The sequence below is a fragment of the Leptospira weilii genome, assembly GCF_006874765.1.
GTDB classification, from domain to species: Bacteria; Spirochaetota; Leptospiria; order Leptospirales; family Leptospiraceae; genus Leptospira; species Leptospira weilii.
The window spans coordinates 2,495,001-2,510,818 of the sequence record NZ_CP040840.1; the positions used below are offsets into that span (position 1 = coordinate 2,495,001).

Annotated in this window: 15 protein-coding genes (1 of these 15 only partly in view); 4 read left to right on the forward strand and 11 right to left on the reverse strand. The window is 41.6% G+C overall.

The window, feature by feature from the left end; genetic code table 11:
- Positions 1 to 481 carry the 5' portion of a DedA family protein gene (locus FHG67_RS11975; RefSeq protein ID WP_016758643.1) on the reverse strand. It extends 125 nt beyond the left edge of the window, so only the first 481 of its 606 coding nucleotides appear in the window; its start codon is at positions 479 to 481; its stop codon lies off the left edge, out of view.
- 127 nt (positions 482 to 608) lie between these two features.
- Here FHG67_RS11975 and FHG67_RS11980 point away from each other — a divergent pair, with 127 nt between their 5' ends.
- Positions 609 to 1,754 carry a deoxyguanosinetriphosphate triphosphohydrolase gene (locus FHG67_RS11980; protein WP_172616500.1) on the forward strand — a complete coding sequence of 382 codons (1,146 nt, stop codon included), beginning with the start codon at positions 609 to 611 and terminating at the stop codon, positions 1,752 to 1,754.
- 32 nt (positions 1,755 to 1,786) lie between these two features.
- On the opposite strand, the gene FHG67_RS11985 is transcribed toward FHG67_RS11980, so the two are convergent.
- The 8 genes from FHG67_RS11985 to FHG67_RS12020 form a co-directional block, all read right to left on the reverse strand.
- Positions 1,787 to 2,476, reverse strand: coding sequence for an LA_2272/LA_2273 family lipoprotein (locus tag FHG67_RS11985; RefSeq protein ID WP_004498445.1), 690 nt, complete (start codon positions 2,474 to 2,476; stop codon positions 1,787 to 1,789).
- 63 nt (positions 2,477 to 2,539) lie between these two features.
- Positions 2,540 to 3,178 carry an LA_2272/LA_2273 family lipoprotein gene (locus FHG67_RS11990; RefSeq protein WP_036075267.1) on the reverse strand — a complete coding sequence of 213 codons (639 nt, stop codon included), beginning with the start codon at positions 3,176 to 3,178 and terminating at the stop codon, positions 2,540 to 2,542.
- Positions 3,179 to 3,331: 153 nt separating this feature from the next.
- A complete protein-coding gene (locus tag FHG67_RS11995; RefSeq protein ID WP_004498489.1) occupies positions 3,332 to 4,060 on the reverse strand; it encodes an LA_2272/LA_2273 family lipoprotein in 729 nt (242 codons plus the stop codon).
- Positions 4,061 to 4,062: 2 nt separating this feature from the next.
- A complete protein-coding gene (locus FHG67_RS12000) occupies positions 4,063 to 4,767 on the reverse strand; it encodes an LA_2272/LA_2273 family lipoprotein (protein WP_004501314.1) in 705 nt (234 codons plus the stop codon).
- A 117-nt stretch (positions 4,768 to 4,884) separates the two neighbouring features.
- Complete coding sequence (locus FHG67_RS12005; RefSeq protein WP_232423617.1) at positions 4,885 to 5,130, reverse strand: hypothetical protein; 246 nt, start codon at positions 5,128 to 5,130, stop codon at positions 4,885 to 4,887.
- Positions 5,131 to 5,277: 147 nt separating this feature from the next.
- Positions 5,278 to 5,571 carry an LA_2272/LA_2273 family lipoprotein gene (locus tag FHG67_RS12010; RefSeq protein ID WP_244947465.1) on the reverse strand — a complete coding sequence of 98 codons (294 nt, stop codon included), beginning with the start codon at positions 5,569 to 5,571 and terminating at the stop codon, positions 5,278 to 5,280.
- Positions 5,572 to 5,699: 128 nt separating this feature from the next.
- The gene (locus tag FHG67_RS12015) at positions 5,700 to 6,830 is read right to left on the reverse strand and encodes a cysteine desulfurase family protein (RefSeq protein WP_142499797.1); all 1,131 of its coding nucleotides are present in this window, start codon (positions 6,828 to 6,830) and stop codon (positions 5,700 to 5,702) included.
- The gene (locus tag FHG67_RS12020) at positions 6,805 to 8,094 is read right to left on the reverse strand and encodes a hypothetical protein (protein WP_142499798.1); all 1,290 of its coding nucleotides are present in this window, start codon (positions 8,092 to 8,094) and stop codon (positions 6,805 to 6,807) included. The genes FHG67_RS12015 and FHG67_RS12020 overlap by 26 nt, the downstream gene beginning before the upstream one ends.
- A 134-nt stretch (positions 8,095 to 8,228) precedes the next feature.
- Here FHG67_RS12020 and FHG67_RS12025 point away from each other — a divergent pair, with 134 nt between their 5' ends.
- The 3 genes from FHG67_RS12025 (at position 8,229) to FHG67_RS12035 (ending at position 12,059) form a co-directional block, all read left to right on the forward strand.
- On the forward strand, positions 8,229 to 10,247 hold the full coding sequence (locus FHG67_RS12025) for a tetratricopeptide repeat protein (protein WP_142499799.1): 2,019 nt from the start codon (positions 8,229 to 8,231) through the stop codon (positions 10,245 to 10,247).
- 125 nt (positions 10,248 to 10,372) lie between these two features.
- Positions 10,373 to 11,161, forward strand: a complete 789-nt coding sequence (locus FHG67_RS12030; protein ID WP_061218850.1) for a LolA family protein — start codon at positions 10,373 to 10,375, stop codon at positions 11,159 to 11,161.
- A gap of 130 nt (positions 11,162 to 11,291) precedes the next feature.
- Complete coding sequence (locus FHG67_RS12035; protein WP_004498467.1) at positions 11,292 to 12,059, forward strand: enoyl-CoA hydratase/isomerase family protein; 768 nt, start codon at positions 11,292 to 11,294, stop codon at positions 12,057 to 12,059.
- Positions 12,060 to 12,534: 475 nt separating this feature from the next.
- On the opposite strand, the gene FHG67_RS12040 is transcribed toward FHG67_RS12035, so the two are convergent.
- Both FHG67_RS12040 and FHG67_RS12045 read right to left on the reverse strand, forming a co-directional pair.
- Positions 12,535 to 13,614: an ankyrin repeat domain-containing protein gene (locus FHG67_RS12040; RefSeq protein ID WP_142499920.1), complete on the reverse strand. Its 1,080-nt coding sequence runs from the start codon at positions 13,612 to 13,614 to the stop codon at positions 12,535 to 12,537.
- A gap of 237 nt (positions 13,615 to 13,851) precedes the next feature.
- Complete coding sequence (locus FHG67_RS12045; protein ID WP_142499800.1) at positions 13,852 to 15,543, reverse strand: FAD-binding oxidoreductase; 1,692 nt, start codon at positions 15,541 to 15,543, stop codon at positions 13,852 to 13,854.
- Positions 15,544 to 15,818 lie beyond the last annotated feature (275 nt).

Consider the following 15,818-nt stretch of genomic DNA (forward strand, 5'->3'; position numbering starts at 1 on the left):
CGAAGTATCCCAAATAAACCCAAACCGGAACCGAAATGATTGCGGCGAGAAAATCAAGGGTTACAAAACGATAGAATGAAATTCGATCCGAGGTCCCGGCCGTGAGATAAATCGGCATTCTGAGACCCGGCATAAAGCGAGCCATAAAAGTGACCCAGTTTCCGTAGCGAGAAATTTTATCCTGAACCTTTGCAAAACGTTCGGGAGTAACGATCCTTGAAATCATTGGAATCTGAAGAACTCGTACTCCGTAAATCCTCCCGATTAAAAAAACGGAACCGTCTCCGATGAGAACCCCAGCCATTCCTACGAGAAACATAAAATGCGGGTCCGCTTTGCCGAATCCTGCGATTACTCCTCCGGAAACCAAGGAAATGTCTTCGGGAACCGGAAGTCCGAAACCACAAAGAATGAGCGCTAAAAAGACGGCAATGTATCCGTATTCCGAGAAAATACTAACCAGAATATTTAAAAATTCCATTTCTTTCAGTAAATGCCTTGTGAATTTAGGATTTCAGGACAGTAAAAAACGTCTCGTTTAAAATAGCAGTAAACAAAACAAAAAAAGTAAGCGGACTTCTAAGTAAAGTTCCGAAATTTTGTAAAACGTGTATTTTTCCAGAAATGATTTGATCCAAAAAGAAATTGCGGGACTTGCTCCTTACGCGATTTCCAGTACAAACAATGGGGGACGATTTTACGAAGAAGAAGAGCATTCTTACCGTCTTCCGTTTCAAAGGGACAGAGACAGGATTCTGCATTCCAGTGCGTTTAAACGTCTTCAATATAAAACTCAAGTGTTTATCTTTTCTGTCGGAGAGAATTACCGAAATCGAATGACACATACTCTCGAAGTTGCCGGTCTTTCCAGGACGATCGCAAGCGCGCTCGGACTGAATTCTCATCTTTCCGAATCTATCGCTTTGGCTCACGATTTAGGTCACACTCCTTTTGGTCATGCGGGTCAAGAAATTTTATCTAGTCTTATGAAAGACCATGGCGGTTTTGAACACAACAAACAATCTCTTCGAATTGTAACTTCAATCGAAAAGAAATATCCGAATTTTCCGGGACTGAACTTATGTAGGGAAACTTTGAAAGGTTTGATGAAACACGGTACCGATTATGATCCTTCCATGATGCTTTTGGAAAGAAAAGAAAGCGGTCCTTCTTTAGAAGGAATGATCGCGGACCTTTCGGATGAAATCGCCTACACGAGTCACGATATTGAAGACGGTTGGGAGATGGGTTACCTGCATCTCGGTGATTTATCCGAAAATCCCTTTTGGAAAGAAGTCTACGAAAATTGCAAATCCCAATACAAAGACGCGGGTGAAAAAATTTTAGTCCGAACGACGATTCGCACTCTTACCAATTCCATGGTTTCCGATCTGATCCGCAATATCTTCCATCAGTTGGAAAAGAATCGGGTGGAGTCCACGGAAGATTTGATTCGTCTATGGAAACAGGGAATTCGAATCGCTTCTTTTTCGAAAGAAGTCGATTCCAAATTCAGGGAACTCAAATTCTTTTTGTACGAAAAACTTTATCGCCACGAGGATTTGGTTCGTATGAGCGACTATGGAAAAAAAATCATAGAATCCTTATTCGATTATTTTTTAAAACATCCTGAAAAAGTTCCGGATACTTACAAAGAAAGAATCGAAGAGGAATCTTTGTACCGCGTGATCAGCGATTATGTGGCGGGTATGACCGATCGTTATGCGGAGAAAATCTATCAGTCGCTACCTTAATATTTGAAAAATGGAATGTTTCTTTTTTGGGATCATCTCATAAAACTTAGGTTCCAACAATAATTGAAACCAATCATTACGGAGGGAAAACCATGCTCACAGAAGTTCAGGATTCCGATTAGAAAGTTGCCGTCTTTGCCGGTATTGATCGCGCCTACACTCAAACCAATTCCTCTCGGGCTGCTATTGAAAAGTCCTATCTTCACGCCTCCGCCTCCGTAGTTATAGACACCAGCTGTGAAGTAGGTACCGTCGCCCATGATTTGATTGCCGGATTGTTTGAGAGTTACTTCATTGTAAAAGCCGAGTTGAATTCCGCCGTTACCCTTGCCTTCGTTTTCAACCTGATTCACTGCTCCGGTTTGGATCGTGAACCCTCCTTCGGATTGATTGAAGAGACCGAGTTTTAGGCCGTAATAATTGCTATCGCTGTTATTCAAGATTCCAACCTGGAGTCCGATGTTCTTTTTTCTGCTTTTGGAATCGGCCGAGTTTAAAAGTCCGATCTGAACGCCAATCAAGCGATCTTTGATGATATTGACGATTCCTAGGTTGAGACCGTAAAGATTTTCAATTTCTCCATGAAATACGTTAAATCTTAAAACTTCCGTTTCCGTGTCGGGCGGAACTTTTACCGTGGCCTTCGGAGTCAAAGCGACGCCGCAGCTGTGGAAGAACCAACAAAATAACAAGAGAAGGATGAGTTGAATTTTTTTCTTCATAAATTTATTCTAATTTTAAAATATTCATTTTAATGAATTTATTTCTATGGATTTTGGTTTGATCTAAAAACTTGTGCAATAATTTGCGATGAGCATAAAGCGAACGACTCTGTTTTTTGGACAAACGTTTAAGAATCCGATTTGAAATTGTCTCTCTTCTCCAAAATTGACGATTCCTAGATTGAAGCCAGACGCGCCGAAGTTTACGATTCCTAAATTGAATACGCTTCCGCCACTGAATATTCCTACGTTGACGAATCCTTGAGTGGCGTTGAATAAACCGATGGACAACACAGCTCCGATTTTTTCCCTATCTTTCTCCACCTCTGATCCGGGCATCGAATCGCCCAGTCTGAAAATTTCAACGTTGAAGATGCCGAGTTTTAGGCCGTAATAATTACTATCGCTGTTATTCAAGATTCCAACCTGGAGTCCGATGTTCTTTTTTCTGTTTTTGGAATCGGCCGAGTTTAAAAGTCCGATCTGAGCGCCAATCAAGCGATCTTTGATGATATTGACGATTCCTAGGTTGAGACCGTAAAGATTTTCAATTTCTCCATGAAATACGTTAAATCTTAAAACTTCCGTTTCGGTTTCCGGTGGAAGCTTCGCGGTCAATTTAGGAGTCAAAGCGACGCCGCAGTCAAAGAGCGATATGAGAACGATAAAAAGAAAGAGGGCATAAAAAACGAATTTCTTCATTCTGTATTTGATTCCATTTTTAATCAAACGATTGCCGATCTTGTTGTATTCGACGTCGGATGGATTTGCTACGTTTGGAATTTTTTTGTCGTAGCAAAAATCATAGACGTGTCTTTCGAGATAGATTCATATTTTAAAATGTTTGAATGTGTTTCAATTATTTCGAGGAGTCTTTTTTCTGCTCTGTTCCGGGAGTTCTACTTTTGTTTCCGCAGGTTTCGAACAATAATTCAGAACGATCATGATAGGAAAGGGGCCTTCCGTGCAAAAGTTGAGAATTCCGATTTGTAAATTTCCGTCTTCTCCTATGTTCAACGCCCCGATACTGAGTCCTTTTCCGGAATTGACAGCGCCGACGTTGACTCCGTATCCGTAGTTATATACACCCACGTTTACGCCTAGGCCTTCGTAGTTAATGAGACCGATGTTGGCTCCGCTGCCGCTTTTATTGTAAGCGCCGGCTGTAATATAGACGCCTTTGTTTTCGCCTCTATTATAAAGGCCGACTTGCAATCCGGCGCCGCCGCCTTCCACATTGTTGGCGACTCCGGCTTGAACGGTAAAGCCGCCTTTTTTCGCTGCGTTAGAGACCAAACCCACTTGTGCGGCGTATGTTTTTCCTTCGGAGTAATTGGCGCCTCCGACTTGTAGACCGATCAATCTTTCTTTGATTACATTGACGATTCCTAAGTTGATTCCGTATAAGTTTTTCACTTCTCCGTGGAGCAAGTTTGCGTGAAAGACTTCCGTTTCCGTTTTTACGGGAACACGAACAACGGTATGTTCGCCGGTGAATCCGGTGACACCGCAGCTCAAAAGTAAAAGTGAGAATCCGAAAAAGGAAAAAGCGTTTTGTAATATTAGGAAATATTTATGTTTCATGGTTATTTACAATAGTTGAATCCGATCATGACGGGAAAAGTTCCCTTTCCGCAGAAATTGAGAAATCCGAACTGTATCGTCGGCTCGTCCGTTTCCTTTTCGCCCGAAGCGTTGATCAAACCGATATGAACTCCGGTTCCTCCGTTTAGAATGCCCACGTTGACTCCGCCGCCTTTGATGTTCAATGCCCCCAGGTTGAAGCCGCTCGCTTTTTCATTTAGGATTCCTATGTTGACTCCGGTTGAATAGAAGTTGAAGGCCCCGATCATCAAACCCTTGGTGTCATAATTTCCGGCGCCGATCGTTAGATCAAATCCGGTTCTTTTATTTCCGATGTTGACGATTCCCGCCTGAAGCCCTCTGGAATCCCCTTCGGAATAGTTCACGATTCCCGCTTGGATTCCGGCTCCTTTATCGCTCGCGATATTGACTACGGCGACTTGCGCTCCATACGTTTTTTTAGGAGAATAGTTTACGATCCCGATTTGGCCTCCGATCATTCGATCTACCATATTGAAGATTCCTACGTTGAGTCCGGCAAGATTTTTGAGTTCTCCGTAGAGAAGATTCAATCGGAACACTTCGGTTTCCGTTTTGGGAGGAATCCGAGTCGTGATTCGGGGGGTCAGCGCAAAACCGCAGTTAGTCGTCGCGATCCAGAATAGAAGGAAGAAGAGATAAACGATAGGATTGATTTTGTTTTTCATAATTCGAGTTAAAACGCTGATATAATTTAACGCGACGAAAATTCGTTGTCAATATTATTTGGTTTCAAACTTTTTAAAAAGAGGTTTTTCAAGGATTCGGTTTCGATTGGAAAAAATTTATTGCGTTTCCGGATCGGATGGATTTTCGTTTGCGGTCGGATTTTTGATCGGAGTCGGTAGACAATAGTTTACGACGACCATGAACGGAAGTAATCCTTCCTTACAAAAGTTTAGAATTCCGATTTGAAAATTCTCCTTTTCACCGATGTTGACCGCGCCTATCGAAATGCCGGAATACCCTGCGTTCCAATTGACCAATCCTGCGTTGAGCCCGTAGCCGTAGTTGAATAATCCAACATTCACTCTACCGCTTGCAAGATTAGCAACACCGATCGAAAGAGCAAGATCTCCCTTAATTCGCCGTTCAATGCTTTCTTGTGTATCTCCGGGTGGTTATGTTAGAGAGCAACACTTTAGTTTCTTATTCGCCCAAACTTTCTTACGACCGGCTCACGTTAAAAAGAAGTTCAAATTAAAAATTCCGATTTTCAAAAGGACGAAGGAAGGCTTCGCATTATTGATCGCGCCGATTTGAATTCCTGTGCCTTCTTCCGCGCCGTTTACAATTCCCAATTGCGCTCCGATCAATCTTTCTGTGATGGAATTGACGATTCCTAAGTTGATTCCGTGCATACGGTTCGTTTCGCCATAGAGTAAATTGACTCGAAGAATTTCCGTCTTTGTTTTCGGAGGAAGTTTTAGGGTCGCTTCGGCGGTAAGAGCGATTCCGCAATCAAAATTCATCAAACAAAATAATATTAGAAAAATAGAATGTATGAAAGTTCGTGTCATGTTGCACCTGGAGCTTGTATTCGATAAAAAACGAAAAGAGATTTGGTAATTTTTTAACAAACGTTTTGAAACGAATTTGTTTAGGAATCGTTCTTTAAAGCGCGTAAAACGTTCCGGATCTGAACGCAAAGTTCTTTCACTTCTTCCTCCGTAGTAAACCAACCGGTGGAAATTCGAATGGCGCGTAATGCTTCTTCCTTAGAATAACCCATGGATAAAAGAGAAGAGGCCGGTTCTCTGGATCTGGACTTACAGGAGGATCCGGTGGAAACCACAAAACCCGCTTCTTCCATTCCCATCATAAAAAAATCCACGTCGTCAGTCGGAAGAATACAAAAAGAGGTCGTAGGAATTCGAGACATTTCTTTTCCGATCAGTTTGCAACCGCATTCTTCCAGGACAGTTTCGATTTGGATTTGAAAATTTTTTAGGATTTTGTTTTTTTGTTTTTGTTCCGGAAACCTATGTTTTAGTACTTTAGAAAGAGCTAATATAGAAGGGGAATTTTCCGTTCCCGCCCTATGATTGTTCTCCTGATTTCCTCCGTGAAAGATCGCAAATTCCTTATCGGAAACCAAGTCGGAGCGGATCCAAGTTCCGGAAGCGCCCATTCCCGCCCCGATTTTATGACCGGAAAAGGTAAATCCGTCGAACAACGCAAAAGGAATTTCTACTTTACCGAAGGATTGCATCAGGTCGGAAAAAAAAGGAACGGAGAATTTCTTTGCAAGAGAGGAAATCGCTTCGATCGGTTGAATGACTCCCGATTCGTTGGTGACGTGAAGAACGAAAATCGGGGCGGCTTCTTCGTTTAACAATGTTTCAATATGAGCGATGTCTACGGTTCCATTTCGAGTCGAACGAATTTTTCTAAAATCAAAACCCGCGAACTCCAACGCGGAATACATGGAAGAATGTTCCAAAGAGGATACAATCACGGAACCGGAAAATTTTCCTCGAATTGCGTGTGCGAGTAGGTGATTCGCTTCGGTTCCTGTGGAAGAAAAAACGAATTCCTTTGCGGGTTTACCCGTGTATTCCTCCAAAGTTTTTCGAGCGGATTCTATTTTTCCCTGTCTAGCCAGCGAAAATCGGGTAGAGCCCGACGGATTATAAAAGTCGGAAAAGTAATCCTTTTGAACTTCTAAGAGAACGTCTTGAAACGGAGGATGGGTCGCGTTATAATCAAAATAACGAATCTTCTTCGACATAAAGTTCGTCCGCTTCTTCGTATCTTCCTTTTTTTCTGAGAACGTATCTGAGGAGTTTTTTACGATCTTCCATAAGATCGCTTCTTCCACTGCCAGTGACTAGATAGGACTTATCAATCGTATACAGTGTCGTTTCGAGTTGTTGTAATTCCGACAAAGCGCTGTCAAATTGTCCTCTGCGAATCTCTGCGCGCGCAATCATCAGTCTGGATTCAAAAACGGAACCTTTTTCTAAGAGGTTCGATTTGGAAACCTCGCTAAAATAAAAGATCGCTTTGTTCAAAAAAGAAGGATCTCTTTTCCCTAGTTGATAATTGAGCATTCCCCTCTTCATTAGTAATTCGTCATACTCTACCGTGCCGGGATCGGAAAAAAAAAGCAACTTTTCTAAAATCCCGTCCGCTTCCAAAGGAGAGATCGAATTAAGTCCCGTTTTATAAATCCCGAATGCGAGAAGATTGAGAGCCTTTTTAAAATCATTTGCGCTGACTTTCAAATTTCTTTCCGGATCGATCACGAAAGAATTGGACTTGATCTGAGACCAAATTCTCATCTGATTTTGCTTTTCAGTGAGTACGTTGGGTTGATTTTCGACTTGATTACAGGAGAAAAACGATTTTGATTTTTTCGTATTTTCCATCCTAAGTCGAACCGTCTCCTCGGTGTTTCGAATATAGTCCGCGTATGCAAGAAGAACTTCTTCAGAGCGACAAACGGCTAAGGCGGCTTTTTCGATTTTTTTGGGAACGCTCAAGTCGGGTCCTGAAAAATTCAGAGCCCTTTTGTAATAGTCCAACGCTTCGAGTACGTTCGGAGAAACAGCCTTCCAATACTCTCCCGGATTAAAACTCCCCGTAATCGGATTTCTGGATTTAATTTTGGAAGAAAGTTTTTTCCCATCCGATTCTCCATCCATTCCGGCATCTTTAAATCTCCAAATCGACATGGAGTCCGTCCAAGCCGGTCTGTATAAAACGCTATCCCTTTCACTCAAAGAATAATAATAAAGACAGGCTTCCCGCATTATTTCCAAATCGGGAATTCTTTCTCCTAAATCTTGATAAGCGACTTTCTGTTGTAAAATCGAGTCCCCCTTTTCGATAAATTCTCCCGCAATTTTGGGATCATAGCCGGGAGGTTGAATCATCAGGGCGAGTTTACTCAATAATTTGTATCGATTGGGAAGAATCCATACGGCCGCGATCACCCAGACAAAAAGCAGGAACAGTATGTACTTCCTATTTTCTCGAATGTAAGTTAACAAAGTTTCGAGCTCTCCGGCATTGGAAAATTGATTCGACTCCTGAATGGATTGACTACAAAATGAAATTCCGGACTTATGAACGGGATGGTTCCTAACAAACGGAACATTCTTTTCAAATCTGTTCTGTTACCCGAATGAATCAAGCAAATAATAAAATCATACAGAGTCGACTTTCTTATATCTATTCCGTTTTCCCTTGGTATTTGACTTTTCTATTCTTCTTTTTTCCGATTTCGATTTTTTCTCAATCCGAATGCGAATATTCGGGATCGTTAGTCGCTCCGGAGTTTTTTCTTTCTCTTGCGTTTGAACGGCAGGCGGAAGCCTCGAAAATTCCTTCTCAAGAAAAATCTAGAAAAGTTTACGAAGATTCCGTGGAATATTACGATCGATACATTCGTTGTTCAGTAGCTCTCAAAAGACAAGTTTCTCCCGTGTCCAGAGCGGCCAAAGCGAACGTCCACTTTTTTCTGGGGCAATTCGAAAAAGCTGAGAAGGAAGCGGATGCGGTCATTTTTTCCGATCCCAATTTCAGAGACGGTTATCTTTTAAAGGTCAGAATTCTCATTCGTTTGGGAGAATTCCAAAAGGCGAGTGACTATCTGGAAACAAATCTGAGTCGTTTTTCGGACGATTCCGATTTTCTTTATCTCTTGGGCTCTCTCAATCAAGAACTTAAAAACTATCCGAAAGCGATTTTGTATCTGACATCGCTCAGCGATTCGATTCGAAATCGGGAAGGAAATCAGAAATACAGATCGTTTGTAGATAAGTCTTTGGGTGAAATGTATTTCGCGAGCGGTCAATTTAAAAAAGCGCTCTATTTTTTAAGCTCTTATCTGCATCGAAATCCCGGAGATATTTCTGCAAGACTGACTCTCGCCAAAACCTGGAATCAACTAGGTAAGTTCTCCTCCGCGAGAAAGGAACTGAACAAAATTATAAAAACGAAAAAAAACCTTTCCTCGGTGGAACATCTACTGGCGGAAATGTATTTCATAGAGAGTAGGGCGGCCGCATTCGAATATTTTAATATTCTCAATCAGAATTCCAAAATTCCGAAAGAAAGCGTTTTGGAAGGTCTTTATCTCGTTTTTCTTGGGAAATACTCGGAAGCGAAGAAATTGCTTCTTCCCATAAAAGAAAAATTTCCGGGTCGTTTGGCGGTTCGTTTGGCGATGTTGGATGTGTATGAAAAAGAAAAGAATATCTCCTCGTATCTAAGAGAACTTAGAGAAGTTTCGGAACTCGTGTTCGGAATGCAACAGTTCGAACTCGCGGAAAGGACTGCACAAAAAGCGTTGGCGATTCCGAATAAAACTTCCGAATGGAGCGACGCGGAGATTTATGATTTTCTCGCCTCCTGTCACGAACAATCCGGCTATGTATATCGTGCAATCTTGATGTCCAGAAAGGCGGTTGAAAACGCGCATAAAGAGGAAGAAAAACTCAAATTTCAGTTGCATCTTGCGTATCTACTCAGGGCAAATCCCCCCGGAAAACAAGAGGAAGCCGAGGCTATTATTCGCAAAGTTCTTCAAGCTTATCCGGAAATGGCCTATGCGAGATACTTGCTTGGAATCGTTTTGGCTTCCCAGGAAAAGCATAAAGAAGCATTAGAAGAATTGAATGCTGCAATCGAGATCGATCCAGGAAACGGCGCCTATTACTTCTATAGGGCTTCCGTTCATGAAAAACTAGAACAACAGGAACTCATGGAAAAGGATCTGAAAAAATTCATCGAGATCGATCCTGGAAATCCGATCGCTTATAACTATTTGGGGTATTATCTTTCCGAAAAAGGAATCCGCTTGAACGAATCTCTCCTGCTCGTTCAAAGAGCCGTTGAGCTCGCGCCGGATAACGAAGCGTATCAGGACAGTCTGGGTTGGATTTTTTTCAAACTGGGAAATCATGACGAAGCGCTCCTGCATCTACAACTTGCGTACCAGATTCTAAAAGACAAAGGAGAAGAAGACCCGGTCATTTTAGAACATATTGGTGACGTTTATAAGGAAAAAAACCAATTCGCAAACGCTATCGCTTATTGGGAAAAAAGTCTCAAACTTTTCAAGAAGAAGGAAGACATTTCCAGAATCCAAAAAAAAATACCAACTGGTTCTCCCGAAAGTTCGGGAAAATCGAAACAATAGAGTTGTTGAAAAATTCAATAGTCGATATGAACAACCCCTTGAATCGCCATTTCAATGAAACAAAAACAAATGAGAATTAATTTTTCAACAACTCTAATAAATAAAAAGAGAAGATTCGATCGGTCATGAAATTTAAAGTATATTTTAATATTCTAATGTTTATTTTGATTCTTGGCAAATGTGCCGCGGCTCGAATCGAAGAAATTTCCTTTCCGGATAAAGGAAATCTGAAATTCCTTTCTTCTAAAAATCCAGAAGCCTCCCGCGTTTTAAAATCTGTCCGAGATTTAGAAACGAAAAATTCTTCTTACTCGGGCGAATTTTCGATGCGGATCGAAAACTTTATTCCGAAAAAGGAAAGTTTTTCCGCAAATGGAAAAATCCTTTACGATAAACCTTCCGGAAAAATGTACATCGAACTTTCCGATCCTTTTTTCGGAATGATCGTTTCCAAAGTATATACGGATGGGAACTCGATTCATATCAAAACGGCAAACGGCGGGACTCAGATTTTTCCGATGGGGGACATTCTTTTTAAAGATCCGAGCGGTAAAAAACAATCCACGATTCCATTTCCAGTTTTATACTCTCTTTTATCCAACAACAGTTCCGGCCTCGCCGGAACCGATCCGACTTTTGTGAATCTTTCCGAAAGGGCGATCCTCGTTAAAAAACCGGGAGAAGATATCACATTCTGGATGACGGATTTTGGAATCAGCTCCGTGGAACTTCTCTCCAAAAAGAGCAATCTCAAGGCGATTACGAAAGTTCAAGGAACGGTTTCTTTTCCGCCGAAAATCACGATCACAAGAATCGTTGAACCGAAAACAAATCTGGATCAGAATAAGATAGAAATTAAAATGAAAAAAATCGCTCTTTCCGAAACGATTCCGGATTCTAAATTTCGGTTTTAAATGACAAAGATCAAGGTTTACAACATTCTTTCATTCATCAATTTGGAAGAATCCAAGATCGAACCGTTGAATTCTTTTTTTCGGAGCTCGGGAAAGAATTCGAATTCAATTGAAAACAATAGGAGTAAAGATGCTTTCCGAAATTAGAAACGATCATATTCTTGAACTATACATCGAAACCAACGAAGTAAACTCATTAAATGGGGATTTTTTCAAAACGATTTCCGCGAAGTTAGACGCGATTAACAAGGATTCGACAATCAAAGCAGTCATTTTGACTTCCAAAAACGAAAAGTTTTTCTCGAACGGTTTTAATCCGGAAATTTTTGTCGGAAAAACCTCGGAGGAAATCCAAGACGTTATGCGTCTTGCTTTGGATACGGCTTCTAAATATCTATTTTTAGAAAGACCCGTAATTTGCGCTATGAACGGGCACGCTATGGGATTGGGAGCGGTACTTGCGATTTTTTCCGATTATAGAATCATGGTCGAAAAAAAAGGAAGGATCGGTTTTCCAGAATCTCAAATCGGAATCAATTTTCCCGCGGTTCCAGGTTTTATGCTCAAAGAAATCATAGGGATCGCAAAAGCTCGGGATCTTTTATATTCGGGAAAAGGGTTAAAAGCGGAGGAGGCATTACAAATCGGTCTCATCGACGAAATCGCTTCTTCCTCGGAAGATTTGATGGCGCGCGCCCGCAAATACTGCGATCCGTTTAAGGACATGGCGATCGGTTCTGTGATCGGAATTAAGGTATCCTTACGCGATCCGATTCGATTTTTCGCGGAACACAATTCGGAAAGAGACGTCAAACTTATTTCGGAAGCGGTATTTTCCAAAAACGGCCAGGAAGGTATGAGGTCCATCTTGGAAAGAAGAAGACCAGTATTTCAATAAATTAACGTGAGTTCGACGGTTGAAAGTTTGGACGAATAAGAAACTAAAGTGTTGTTCTCTAACATAACCAACCCCACAAATACTTAGATCCGAAGATAAATCTGTCGGAATTCCGACAAATCCTCTGTGAAACTTACCCCACCTGATTTTTGGGTGGTGGGGCGGAAAGACTCGGGAGACTTTTCTCTATCAGAAAATCATACTTTTTGCAAGTAAAAATTATCATTCTTGTCGGAACACTTGAAAAATATCAGTTTTTGATCCTTATTATCCCAAAAGCCTTCTTAATTTGTAGGGTTAGGTTACGGCTCTCTACGAATCGTAACATAATAATTGTTTTCGCATTTTCAACCGCCGAACTCACGTTATTTTAAGAATTCAATTTTTCGAATTGAGTTTTGTTTGAATGTCAATCAGGGTTTTGATTGGATCCTTGCGATTTCTTTTTCGTAAATTTCGATTTTTTGAATTTCAGTTACTTATTTTTGAAGAGATCCGACATATGCCCCATTCTTTTTGCCAATTCAGCCGAGCTTTCCTTATGAAGGCCATCTTTGATATTTGGATCGGCTCCATGTTCCAGAAGTATTTTCGCACATTCTACAAAGTTGAATCCGACGGCAATGTGCAATGGAGTTACTTTTCCCCATCCGGAATAGTGAATATTAGGCAAAGCACCATGTGTTAGGAGGAGCAGAACGATTTGCGGCTGATTTTCTTTAACCGCGAGATGAAGTGGAGCCCTCTCATAATCTAGCCACTTGGCATTTACATCCCCTCCGTTTTGAATGAGAAATTGAACTAAATCAGTATAATGACGCTCAATTGCAAGATGAATCAGAGTGTAGCCTCGATTCGTTTTGGCTTTGACGTCTGCCCCCTTGCCCATCAGAATTTCGACGACATTCTTATTTCCAGATGACACTGCAGAATGTAACGGCGTCCATCCGGTTTGAGTACTCGCATTCGGGTTTGCTCCCTTGCTCATCAGAATTTCGACGACATTCTTATTTCCAGATCCCGCTGCAGAATGTAACGGCGTCCATCCGGTTTGAGTACTCGCATTGGGATCTATTTTTGCAGCGATCAAATCTTCTACGAACCAATCGAGCCCGCCACCTGCAGCATAGTATAGTAGAGTCTCTCCAGATTTATTTTTAGCGAAAGGATCGGCTCCCTTAGATAACAAGTACTGAACCTTCTCTGAGGAGCCAGCGTGAGCGGCTATCATAAGTGGGGTCACTCCATTGTCATCCTGGGCATTGACGTCGAGTCCTTTCGATACAAGATACTCGATTACGTCCAGCCCTTCCCGTCCGCAAGCTGAGTGTAATAAAGTCCGCCCAGAGTAATAGCCAGAGTCTTTCAGAATGCCATGGATATTTTTCCCCTGAGCTACAAGAGATTTGAGTTCTTGAAGGGTTCCCCATCTCACAGTATTGAACAATTCTGCATGTTCTCCTCTAAAACCATCTGCTCTCAGTTCCCAAGTGAGCAGCATTACTGCGAGAATAACTAAGAGTTTGTCCCAAAACGTTTCGGATTTTTTCGGCATTGGATTCATTTTCCTATTTTTATCGGTTTTCTCATTTTGTTCGTGAGTATCGAAAAGAATCTATTAAGAGCTTGTCCCAAAACCTATCGAACGACCCTAGGAGGTGAGACTTTAGTTTCACAAAAATGTGGGAACTCCTACGTTTTTAAATGATGAGAAAAATCGCATAAAAGCTTAAAGACCGTCAAGGAGACGGTTTCTGTGGGAACTCCTACAAATTTCTCTAAAGACCCCCCCTCAGTGAAACACCTTTCCCGGATTCAGGATTTCCTTTTTATCGACTTCCTTTTTGAAGGCTCTCAGTCCGAGTAAGGCAGGTTTGGAAGTCGCCTTTTCATACCAAGTCTTATGATCGAAACCGACACCGTGGTGGTGAGAAATCGGAGCCCCGTTTTGAAAGAATGTTTCCGAAATCATTCGTTTCATTTTGAACCACTGGTCTGCAGGTTTTTTCTCATCCATCGGAAAGATGATCGTGTAGTAGAGACAAGCGCCTTCGTGATAGCTGTGAGAAATATGACACATCGCGATTCCGCCGGGGATCGATTTTTCCAAAGAAGCGATTCCTTCTTTGTGAAGATGCAAAACCCGATCATAGGTCGTGGAAGTTTCCATCGTATCCACCCCGATTCCGTTTTCCATCAAGTGATTGCGTAAGAAGGGCATGTTGTATCTGGAATGAATCCATTGTTCTCCCAAACGCGTTCCCGCATAAAGACCGCGATATTTGTCGATGATCGGTTTGATTTTGGAAAAATTTTGGGAAACGTTTTCCTTACATCCGTCGAGTCCGAGAAGAACCACACATTTGTCTTTGCCGAGAGATTTCCATTGGAGAACCTGATTTTGAATCCGATTCTTGATCCATCGAAGAGGAGTCGTTTTCTTACCAAGAGCGCCTAACGTTTGATAAAGACGGGTTTCGTTTTTATCGGAAAGACGGATCATGGAAGTAGGGATCTTTCTATGATTGATTTCCCGGATGAATTCGACTCCGGTCGCAAAATTTGGAAACACGATTCCGAAATACTTTCTCGTTTCCGGGAGTTTGTGGACCTTGATCGTTGCTTCGGTAATAATTCCAAGCAAACCTTCGCTTCCCGCAAAAATTTGATTTAGATCCGGACCGGTGGAAGAGGCGGGTTCTCTAAGCGTCTCGACGACGCCCGAAGGAGTGACGATCTTTAAACAGGTGAGAATCTCTTCGATCTTTCCGTAACGATTGGATTGTTGTCCAGCACTTCGCGCGGCTATCCAACCGCCTAACGTAGAATATTCGAAAGACTGCGGAAAATGACCGAGAGTAAATCCTTTGTCGTTTAAAGATTCTTCGAGTTTTGGCCCATAAATTCCCGCTTGGAACGTAGCAAGATGACTTTCTTCGTCGAGAGATAAAAAAGAATTCATCCGAGTCATATCCAAGGAAAGTGCGCTTTTTTGTCCCTTACCTTTGACAACTTCCAATCCTCCCACGACGGAGGAGCCGCCTCCGTATGGAATTACGGTGATATTGTTTTTAGAACAATATTCTAAAATTTTAAAAACTTCGGATTCCTTACTTGGATAGATGACTCCGTCTACGAAGTTTTTGAGAGTGTTGAACGAAAGCCTTAGAACGTCGTAATAACTTCTTCCCGCGGAATGGAAAATTCTTTCTCTTCTTTCTACGGAGAAATGTTTGACCCCGCTAATCTTACTCAATTCTCGAATCTGAGTCTGAGTAAAGGAGGATTTCGGAAGTGTAATTTCTTCCAAAGAGGTCGGAGGAGTCTTTCGAATTTCGGAGATACGAAGTTCGTCTGAGAGAAACGCAAGAATTTCCTGCATCTGTCCCACTCTGAAAAAATCCTGGCCATAAGCGCCCCAGGCGTTCCATCTGAGCCCATCTCTTGAATAATCAATTTTAGAATTGAGTTCCGTATAAAACATAGTTCTAAAGTCTCCGAATGATCATAAATAAAAAGTCTTTCGATGCACAAGAATGAGGATTCAATCCGATTTCGCAACAGAATATCAAGATCCGTCCTTAAAAACCGATCCTTAATTCCACCTTTGATTGATGAAATTCGAAAAAACGATGCGGTTCTTTTCAAGCTTCGAAATTCTATCGATGTCTAACACGATTCAGACGGAAAATACCGAATCAATTGAAATCGTCTCTGGTCGATAAAAAAAATAAGATTTCAAATCATAAAATCATTAAT